Source organism: Janibacter sp. CFPM2_SD2, assembly GCF_057364645.1.
Map to the genome: position 1 here is coordinate 1 of NZ_JBNFOF010000124.1, position 9,317 is coordinate 9,317.

Consider the following 9,317-nt stretch of genomic DNA (forward strand, 5'->3'; position numbering starts at 1 on the left):
GGGTCGCGCGCCGCTTGCCGGTCGGGATGGCCCGCGCGGTCTCGTCGTCGGCACGGCCGCGACGGACGTCGAAGGTCATCGCGTCGTCGTCGGGCCGACGGCCGGACGAGCGGTCGCCGGAGGGCCGACGCGGGCGGGAGGGGCGTTCAGGCATGCCGACGAGGATAAGAGCAAAGGCTGGCAGGTCGCCGGACGAGAGCGGCGAGTCCGAGATGAAGCGACGGTGACGACCTTCATACTGGAGCGCGTGTCCCCCCGAGTCAGCGTCGTCATGCCCGTGCTCAACGAGGAGCGTCATCTCGCCGACTCGGTCCGGATGGTCCTCGGTCAGGACTGGCCCGGCGAGCTCGAGGTCGTCCTCGCGCTCGGGCCCTCCTCCGACCGCACGGACGAGGTCGCGGCCCGGCTGGCGGCGGCCGACGCGCGGGTGCGCACCGTCGCCAACCCCAGCGGCCACACCCCTGACGCGCTCAACGCGGCGATCGGCGTGTCGACCGGTGAGGTCGTCGCCCGGGTCGACGCGCACGCCGAGATCCCCGTCGACTACCTGAGCCGGGCTGTCGCCGCCCTCGAGGAGACCGGGGCCGACAACGTCGGCGGGATCATGGACGCCGTCGGCACCACTCCGCTGGAGCGGGCGATCGCCTGCGCGATGAAGAGCCCCCTCGGCGTCGGGGGAGCGCGCTTCCACACCGGCGGTGGCGCCGGCGAGGCCGACACGGTCTACCTCGGCGTCTTCCGTCGCTCGGCGCTGGAGCGGGTCGGCGGCTACGACCCGCACTTCGCCCGTGCCCAGGACTGGGAGATGAACCACCGCATCCGCGAGAGCGGTGGTCGCGTGTGGTTCACCCCCGAGCTCGTCGTCACCTATCGCCCGCGGTCCTCCCTTCGCCGGCTGGCCGACCAGTACCTCAACTACGGCCGCTGGCGCCGGGTCGTCGCCCGCCGCCACCCCGGCACGGCCAGTGCCCGCTATCTCGCGCCGCCGACGATGGTCGCCGGCACCCTCGCCGCGACGGCGCTCGGTGCCGCGTGGCGTCCCGCCTGGCTCGTGCCGGCCGGGTACGCCGCGGCCGTGACCGTCGGTGGATGGATCATCTCGAAGGGGGAGGACCCCGCCGTGCGCGTGCGGGTCCCGGCCGCCATCGCGACGATGCACTGGGCGTGGGGCATCGGCTTCCTCACGAGCCCCGCGCACCTGTCCGAGGGTCTTCCGCCCCGGACCTGAGGGGAGGACACTCGGTCCATGGACAGGCTCGGCGCCGGCCGTACGGCACGCTCCGTGGTCGCGGCGGTGGGGTCACTCGTGATGACCGCCGTGCTCGCGACCCCGGTCGTGGCTTCCGCACGTCCGACTGGTGCCGCGACCGGCGCGGCCGGCTCGGCTGCTGCCGGGAGCGCCGCGACCTCGGCGGCCCCCGCGTCCTGGACGCTGTCGGGCAGCGGCTTCGGCCACGGGGTCGGCATGAGCCAGTACGGCGCGCTCGCCCAGGCCAAGGCCGGCCGCAGTGCAGGGCAGATCCTCGCGAGCTACTACACCGGCACGACCTACGACCAGGTGCCCGACACCCAGACGATCCTCGTCAACATCGTCAGCGGGGCGACGACGACGACCGTGAGCGGCCGCTCCACCGGCACCAACGGCGGGAAGCTGACCGTCACCGCCGGCGGCCGCACACTCACCGCGCCCGCGGGCCAGTCGGTCACGCTGCGCCGCAGCGGCAGCGCGGTCGCCGCCACGTGCTCGACCTGCTCGACGACCTCGGTGAGCGGGACCTCGGTGCAGGTGACCTGGGACCAGTCACGCACCGACCTCGGGCTCGGCACGAGGAGGTACCGTCACGCCCCCTTCGTCGTCACGCCGACGCCGGGTGCGGCCACGATCCAGGGTGTGCTGCAGCTGCGGCTGGCCGACGAGTACCTCGACCAGGTGCGCGAGGTGCCGTGGGCCTGGCCCGAGGCGGCCCTCGAGGCGCAGGCGGCCGCGGCCGCAGCTATGCCCTGCGCAAGGTCCAGGCCGGCGTGCGAGCGGAGTGCGCCTGCCACGTCGTCGACGGCGTCGGTGACCAGGTCTACGGACCCGTGCCCGAGGGCAGCGAGGCCTCCTTCTGGCCCCGCTGGCAGACAGCGGTGCGGGCGGGCGGCAGCGCGACGACCGGCTTCGTCCCCCGCTACGGCGGGCAACTCATCGAGGCGCTCTACTCGTCCTCCTCCGGAGGCCGCACCGTCAACAACGAGGACGCCTTCCCCGGCGCGACGCCCGTGCCCTACCTGCGCTCGGTGAGCGACCCGTGGAGCACGACCGCCGACAACCCCCGGCGCCGCTGGACGACGACGGTGACCGGGGCCCAGCTCTCCCGGGCCTTCGGGCTGGCCGACGTCGTGCGGCTCGACCTGTCCCAGCGCACCTCGGCGGGGACCGTGCGCACGGCCGTCGCCACCTCGTCGACCGGTGCCGTGCGCAGCCTCGGCGGCGAGGCGCTGCGCCGGGCGCTCGGCCTGTCCTCCTCGTCGATCCACCGGGCGACCGAGCGGGTGGGCGGCAGCAGCGCGAGCGACCTCGCCGCGGCCTCCGCGCGGGCGGCGCCGAGCACGGCGTCGACGGTCGTCATCGCGAGCACCTACGAGGAGGACGTCGCCCACCTCGTCATGGCCCGGCCCCTGGCCGGTGCCCTGCGGGCGCCGCTCCTGCTCTCGGGGCGGGGGCAGCTGACCTCGGCGACGGTCCGAGAGCTCGACCGTCGCGGCTCCCGGATCACCCGCGCCTACGTCGTCGGGGGATCGACCCTCGTCGGGTCGCCCGTCGTCAGCCAGCTGCGGGCGCGCGGCATCACCGTCACCCGGGTCGGCCAGGCGGACAAGGACGCCACGGGTGCGGCCGTCGTCGACCTCATGCGCCAGCAGGGGCCGATCACCGTCGCGGGCGTCTCGACGCAGGCGAGCGTGCCGGCTGCCGGAGCCTTCGGCGCCGTCGCGGGGACGCGACGCGAGCCGGTCGTGTGGGCAGGCGCCACCCGCGTCGGGTGGCAGTCCAGGGCCGCGCTGCGCCGCGCCGGGGTGACGACGGTGCGTCTGCTCGGCCCGTCGAGCCGGATCTCCACCGCGGTCGCCCAGGACCTCACGGGTCACGGACTACGGGTCATGAGATTTTCCGGGGCCGGGCACGGCGACGTCTCCGCGGAGCTGGCCGAGTACTTCCGCAACTCCTACTCCGGCACCCGCGTCGTGCTCGCCCGCACCTCGTCGGACCGCACGAGCGATGCCGCGCTCGCGGCGGGCTACCGCGCGCCGGTCCTCGTCGTCACGACCGCTCCGGGAGCGTCGGTCACCACCCTCGTCCAGCGCCAGCCGCAGTGGCTCACCGTCGTGGCCTTCGGTCCGAGCGCTCGGGTGGGATCGACGACGCTCACCCGGGTCAGGGATGCCTGACCCGGGTGAGCGTGGCGCGGGCCGTGCCCGCCGTGCGGGTGCGACCCGCGGTGTGTCGGTGGCTCGTCAGTCGAGCTCGATGCGCAGGGGGGCGCCCGTGCGCTCGACGACCTCGTCGACGGTGACGCCCTCGGCGACCTCGCGCAGCACGAGCCCGTCGGGCGTGACGTCGATGACGGCGAGGTCGGTGATGATCCGCTGGACGACGCCCTTGCCGGTGAGGGGCAGCTCGCACTCCTGCAGGATCTTGTGCGAGCCGTCCTTGGCGACGTGCTCCATGAGGACGAAGACCTTGCGGGCGCCGTGGACGAGGTCCATCGCGCCGCCCATGCCCTTGACCATCTTGCCGGGGATCATCCAGTTGGCGATGTCGCCGTTGGCGGCCACCTGCATCGCGCCGAGGATCGCCGCGTCGACCTTGCCGCCGCGGATCATGCCGAAGCTCGTGGCGGAGTCGAAGATCGAGGCGCCCTTGCGCAGGGTCACCGTCTCCTTGCCCGCGTTGATGAGGTCGGCGTCGACGTCCTCGTCGGCGGGGTAGGCCCCGACCCCGAGGATCCCGTTCTCGGACTGCAGGACGATCTCGACGTCGTCGGGCACGTAGTTGGGCACGAGCGTGGGCAGCCCGATGCCGAGGTTGACGTAGTCGCCGTCGGACAGCTCCGCGGCGGCGCGGGCGGCCATCTGCTCACGGGTGCGCGCCATGTCAGGCACCTTCCTTCGTCGCGTCGGTCTTCGTCGTCACGGTGCGCTTCTCGATGCGCTTGTCGGCGGCCTGCTCAGGGGTCAGGGGCACGACCCGCTGGACGTAGATGCCGGGCAGGTGGATCGCGTCGGGGTCGAGCTCGCCCGGCTCGACGAGCTCCTCGACCTCGGCGACCGTCACGCGCCCGGCCATGGCGCACAGGGGGTTGAAGTTGCGCGAGGTCGTCCGGAAGACGAGGTTGCCGTGGCGGTCGCCCTTCCAGGCGCGCACGAGGGCGAAGTCGGTGGCGATGGCCTCCTCGAGGACGAACTCGTGGTCCTCGGTCACCGTCGTGCCGTCGGCCTGACGCGAGGCGACGGCGAAGCTGCGGGTCTCCTTGGCGGGGGAGGCGATCGCGATGTTGCCCGCGTCGTCGTAGCGCCACGGCAGGCCGCCGTCGGCGATCTGGGTGCCGACGCCCGTGCGGGTCCAGAAGCCGGCGATGCCGGCGCCGCCGGCGCGCAGCTTCTCCGCCAGGGTGCCCTGGGGGGTCAGCTCGACCTCGAGCTCACCGGAGAGGTACTGCCGGGCGAACTCCTTGTTCTCCCCGACGTAGGAGGAAACCATCCGGCGGATCTGGCCGCCCTGGAGGAGCAGGCCCAGGCCCCAGTCGTCGACGCCGCAGTTGTTGGAGACGCACTCGAGCTCCTTCACCCCCTTCGCCTGCAGCTGGGCGATGAGCACGCTCGGGATCCCGCAGAGCCCGAAGCCGCCCACCGCGAGGGTGGCACCGTCGGGGATGTCCGCGACGGCCTCGGCTGGTGAGGAGACGACCTTGTCCATGGTCCCGACCGTAGTCCCTCGCCACGTGGCCACGGATGGGGCCCCGCCACACCGATCCCGGGGGTGAAGGGGGCTCCCGCGCTACTCGTCGTCGACGGCCGGGGTCGCCGCCGCACCCAAACCACAGGGACGTAATTAGCTCAGTGGGGCTGGCGTGTCTTGTGTGACTCGTGGAATAAGAGTCACTGGCTGTGATGTCTGGGATCGCTGTGACGAGTGTGACGAGACGGTCGGGACGAGACACCACGCCACCGCCCGTCGGGTTCCCCTGCCCGCTTCCCACCCAAGGAGCCTCCGCGTGTCACGTTCCGTCCGCCTGGTCGGTGCCGCTCTCATCCCGGCCTTCACCCTGCCCGCGGCCACTGCGGCCACCGCCCGGACCAGCGCCGTCCCGGAGCCTCCCGTCAACAACAACCTGCCGAAGGAGCTGGATGTCGCCTCGCCATACATCCCGCAGTCGGTGTGCGACCCGGACCCCAAGCCCGGCGTCACCGCCTTCGCCCGGCTCATGGCCAACCACTACGACGAGTTCAACTACGGCATCTCCCGGGCCTGCAACTACGGCCTGACCGAGCACTCCGAGGGCCGTGCCCTCGACTGGATGCTCAACGCCTACGACCCCCACGAGCGGGCGGTCGCCGATGGCGTCATCACCTGGCTGCTCGCGCCCGACGCCGAGGGCCGCCCGGCGGCCATGGCGCGCCGCTTCGGGATCATGTACATCATCTGGAACCGCCAGATCTGGGGGACCTACAACATGAGCGCCGGCTGGCGTGCCTACAACGGCGTCAGCCCGCACACCGACCACATCCACTTCTCCTTCAGCTGGGACGGCGCGATGCAGCGCACGTCGTGGTGGACCGGCAAGGCCTGGACCGGGGTGACGACGACCCCGGGTGGCCCCGCCGGCCCGGTCGTCGACCCGGACTCCTACCCGACCCTGAGGGTGGGCGCCTCCGGCCCCGACGTGCAGCTGGCCCAGGGCGTCATCGGCGTCACCGCCGACGGTGTCTTCGGCCCGGCGACCGAGTCGGCCCTCAAGACCTGGCAGAAGGCCAACGGCGTGCCCGTCACCGGCGTCCTCGACGAGGCGACGTGGAACCGCATGGTCCTGCTCGGCAAGATCCCCGCCCGCGGCGACGACAAGGGCGGCGACCTCGCGGAGCACATGAACACCTCGATCCGCCTCGGGTCGACGGGCGAGGCGGTCAAGGCCCTGCAGCGCACCCTGCGGATCACCGTCGACGGCGCCTTCGGGCCCGCGACGGAGAAGGCCGTGCGCAACTTCCAGACCGACAAGCAGCTGCGCGTCGACGGCATCGTCACCAACAACGTGTGGAAGGCGCTCGCCGGCGTCCCCTACACGAAGAACGGCAAGCCCCCGGCCACCGAGGACACGACCGAGCACCCGAAGATCACCACGCCCAAGGGCTCGGCGCCGCCGGCCTCGGCGGTCGTCGTCACCAGGACCGAGTTCGCCGACCTGCGCTCGACGGTCCTGGCCACCGGCGCGCGCGGCGCCGCGGTCAAGGTGCTGCAGCGCGCTCTCGGCGGCGTGGCCGTCGACGGCGCCTTCGGCAGCGGGACGGAGCGGGCGGTCCGCAGCTTCCAGAAGTCGGCGGGCCTGCGCGAGACGGGCATCGTCGAGGAGCGCACCTGGGCAGCCCTCGAGGCGAGGCAGTACCCCTTCCTCTCCTACCGCCGCACGGTGCTCAAGCCCGGCTCGACCGGCTACCCCGTCGAGCTCGTGCAGCGCTACCTCGGACTGCCCGCGGACGGGAAGTTCGGCACCGCCACCCAGGACGCCGTGCGTGCCCTGCAGGGCCGCCACGGGCTCTCCCGCACCGGCTACGTCGGGGCCGTCACGTGGCAGGCCCTCGAGCGCGAGGTCCGCGCGCGTCGCGGCTGAGCCACGGCACGGCACCCCGACGGAGGGCGTCACCGGCTCACGGGCGGTGACTCGCCCGTCCGTCTGCCGCCGGCGGGCGAGGGTCTCCTCGTCGACCGCACCGAGGTGGACGACGAGCGAGCCGCCGGCGGACCACACCGCCAGGGCCGTGACGAGCAGGGCCTGGGCCGAGGGGTCGACGAGCTGCACCCGGGCGCCGTCGTCGATCGTCGAGCCGGAGCGGGCCATGTCGACGACGTCCGCGTAGGAGGTCTCCTCGTCGGCCAGACGAAGGGCGGTGTCGTCGCCCTCGGGCTCGGCCCAGGGCGTGAAGAGGTCGCCGTGGGTCGCGAGGTCGGCGGCCTCGTCCATCACCCCGTCGGGGACCGGCGCGTCCGCGCGGCGGGCCAGGGCTGCCCGGGTCAGCGAGCACTGCGGGTGCGTCGTCGGGCAGCCGCTCGGGGTCATCGGTGACGACGAGTCGGCGGGGCCGGCGCCCTCGAGGTCGACGACCGCGCCGACGGACCACGCGGCCCACGCCCAGTAGAGGAGGCGCCAGTGCGGGCGCATCGCGAGCCGCACGACCGAGCCGGGCTCGAGGTCCCACTCCTCCTGCATCGCATTGGCCGCCTTGCTCACCCAGGTGCCGAGCACGCGGCCCGACAGCTCGACCCGCTCTCCGGCCGTCGGGCCCGGCTGGTCGTCGTAGCAGGTGATCCGCGGGGCGGCGGAGTCGGTGCGGTTGACGGTGGCGAGGACCTCTGCGGGAGTGGGCATGCGCCCAGCCTACGAACCGCGCCCACCCGCGCCGGATAGCGTGGCCGCCGTGGACCCCGCCCCGCGTGATCTCGCCCGCCGCTCGAGCGTCTCGTCGTCACCGCGGCGCTGTGGGTCCTCCTCCTCGGCTTCGCCGGGGCGGTCATCGCCTGGCTGGGTGCCTGGGTGCCGCTCGTGGGCCTGCTCACCGCGCTCATCGCCGCGGCCCTCGCCTGGCGCCTGTCGGCGCTGCTCCCGCGGCCCGGGGGGACCCCCCTTCGTCCTGCGCCGGCCGCGGCCCTCGTCGTCGGGGTGCTCGCCGTCACCGTGTGGACCGGCGTGACGCACTCCGAGCAGGTCATGCCGCGGCGCGACTCCGCGAGCTATCTGCAGGCGACGATCTACCTCGCCGAGACGGGGGTGCGGCCGGTCGCGATCGACCCCGAGACGATCGGCGGACCGCAGACGCTCGCCGACGAGGGGCTGACCCTGGAGTCGCCGGCCTTCTACGAGACCGGGTCGCCGCAGGACCCGACGGTCCAGCCGCAGTTCATGCCCGGCCCCGCGCTCGTCTACTCGCTGCCGTGGTGGGCCGGGGGAGCGACCCGACCCTGTGGGCGCCGGCCGTCCTCGGAGGTCTCGCCCTGCTCGCGATCGGGCTGCTCGTCGCCCGGACGGTCGCGCCGTGGGCGGCGCCGGTGGCCGCTGTGCTCGTCGGGGTCTGCTTCCCGTGGTTGCACACCTCGCGCTCGACCTACTCCGAGCCGCTGGCGGGGCTGACCCTGGCCGCGGGCTTCCTCGCCCTGACGCTCCTCGCCCGCGCCGCCGACGAGCCCACACGTCGCAGACCCAGGGTCTTGCGACGTTCCGGGACCACGACATCGCAAACCCTAGGGTCTTGCGGGGTTCGGGGGCGTGGGCCGGAGCGGCGGTGCTCGCGGGCGCGCTCGTCGGCGGCACCTCGATCGTGCGCATCGACGCCCTGCGCGAGACGATGCTGCTCATCCCCGTCGCCGCCGCCCTCCTCGCCCGTGGGCGTGGCTGGGGACGGCACCTGCTCGTCGGCGCCGTCGGGACGACGCTCGCCGGCTTCGCCGTCGCCGGGGTCATGAGCTGGCGCTACCTCGGCGAGATCGGCGCCTCCCTCGTCCCGCTCGTCGGGCTCGTCGTCCTCATGTCCCTGCTGTGCTGGTGGCTGCTGCGGCGCTCGCGGCGCGGCTGGTCGGTGCCGGTCGCGGTGACGTCGCGCCTGCCGGCGCTCCTCCCGGCCCTCGTCGTCATCGTCGGGGCGGGGCTCTCCCTTCGCCCGCTGGTCATGACGGTGCGGCAGGACCCCCGCGACCCGGGCGCGATGTACGTCGCCCGGATGCAGGCCGAGCTCGGCCTGCCCGTCGACGGCGGCCGCACCTATGCCGAGCACTCCGTCGACTGGCTCGCCTGGTGGATCGGGCCCGCCGCCCTGGTCGTCGCCCTCGTCGTCCTCGCCGGCCTGTGGCGTGCCCTCGGCACCTGGTGGGCGAAGGGGGGACCCCTCCCGTCGTGGGGTCCGGCCCTCGTCGTCACGACCGGCTCGACGCTGCTCACGCTGTGGCGCCCGGGGATCACCCCCGACCACCCGTGGGCGGACCGGCGCCTGCTCGTCGCGCTGCCGCTCGCGATCGTCCTGGCCGTCGCCGGCGCCGTGTGGGCCGGACGGTGGGGCCGGTGCCCGGCACG

General features: G+C 73.8%; 8 protein-coding genes and 1 pseudogene. 5 read left to right on the forward strand and 4 right to left on the reverse strand.

Features of this window, described 5'->3' with window-relative positions; all coding sequences use genetic code 11:
• Positions 1 to 247: 247 nt before the first annotated feature.
• A complete protein-coding gene (locus AC2W7J_RS11900) occupies positions 248 to 1,228 on the forward strand; it encodes a glycosyltransferase family 2 protein (protein ID WP_485982627.1) in 981 nt (326 codons plus the stop codon).
• Positions 1,229 to 1,548: 320 nt separating this feature from the next.
• On the opposite strand, the gene AC2W7J_RS11905 is transcribed toward AC2W7J_RS11900, so the two are convergent.
• A complete protein-coding gene (locus AC2W7J_RS11905; protein ID WP_485982629.1) occupies positions 1,549 to 1,809 on the reverse strand; it encodes a hypothetical protein in 261 nt (86 codons plus the stop codon).
• Positions 1,810 to 1,944: 135 nt separating this feature from the next.
• Here AC2W7J_RS11905 and AC2W7J_RS11910 point away from each other — a divergent pair, with 135 nt between their 5' ends.
• Entirely contained in the window at positions 1,945 to 3,429 is a 1,485-nt protein-coding gene (locus AC2W7J_RS11910) for a hypothetical protein (RefSeq protein ID WP_485982631.1), read from the forward strand.
• A gap of 66 nt (positions 3,430 to 3,495) precedes the next feature.
• Here the strand turns inward: AC2W7J_RS11910 and AC2W7J_RS11915 are convergent, their stop codons facing one another.
• Positions 3,496 to 4,134: a CoA transferase subunit B gene (locus tag AC2W7J_RS11915; protein WP_255184035.1), complete on the reverse strand. Its 639-nt coding sequence runs from the start codon at positions 4,132 to 4,134 to the stop codon at positions 3,496 to 3,498.
• A 1-nt stretch (position 4,135) separates the two neighbouring features.
• On the reverse strand, positions 4,136 to 4,957 hold the full coding sequence (locus tag AC2W7J_RS11920) for a CoA transferase subunit A (protein ID WP_421007479.1): 822 nt from the start codon (positions 4,955 to 4,957) through the stop codon (positions 4,136 to 4,138).
• A 298-nt stretch (positions 4,958 to 5,255) separates the two neighbouring features.
• On the opposite strand from AC2W7J_RS11920, the gene AC2W7J_RS11925 reads away from it, so the two are divergent.
• Entirely contained in the window at positions 5,256 to 6,866 is a 1,611-nt protein-coding gene (locus AC2W7J_RS11925) for a peptidoglycan-binding domain-containing protein (RefSeq protein WP_485982633.1), read from the forward strand.
• 72 nt (positions 6,867 to 6,938) lie between these two features.
• On the opposite strand, the pseudogene AC2W7J_RS11930 reads toward AC2W7J_RS11925, so the two are convergent.
• Positions 6,939 to 7,622, reverse strand: a pseudogene (locus AC2W7J_RS11930) (TIGR03089 family protein); the annotation flags it as partial.
• A gap of 165 nt (positions 7,623 to 7,787) precedes the next feature.
• Here AC2W7J_RS11930 and AC2W7J_RS11935 point away from each other — a divergent pair.
• Both AC2W7J_RS11935 and AC2W7J_RS11940 read left to right on the forward strand, forming a co-directional pair.
• Positions 7,788 to 8,381 carry a hypothetical protein gene (locus tag AC2W7J_RS11935; protein WP_485982635.1) on the forward strand — a complete coding sequence of 198 codons (594 nt, stop codon included), beginning with the start codon at positions 7,788 to 7,790 and terminating at the stop codon, positions 8,379 to 8,381.
• Between the two features lie 151 nt (positions 8,382 to 8,532).
• The coding region (locus AC2W7J_RS11940) for a hypothetical protein (RefSeq protein ID WP_485982636.1) at positions 8,533 to 9,317 on the forward strand (785 nt) is incomplete at its 3' end.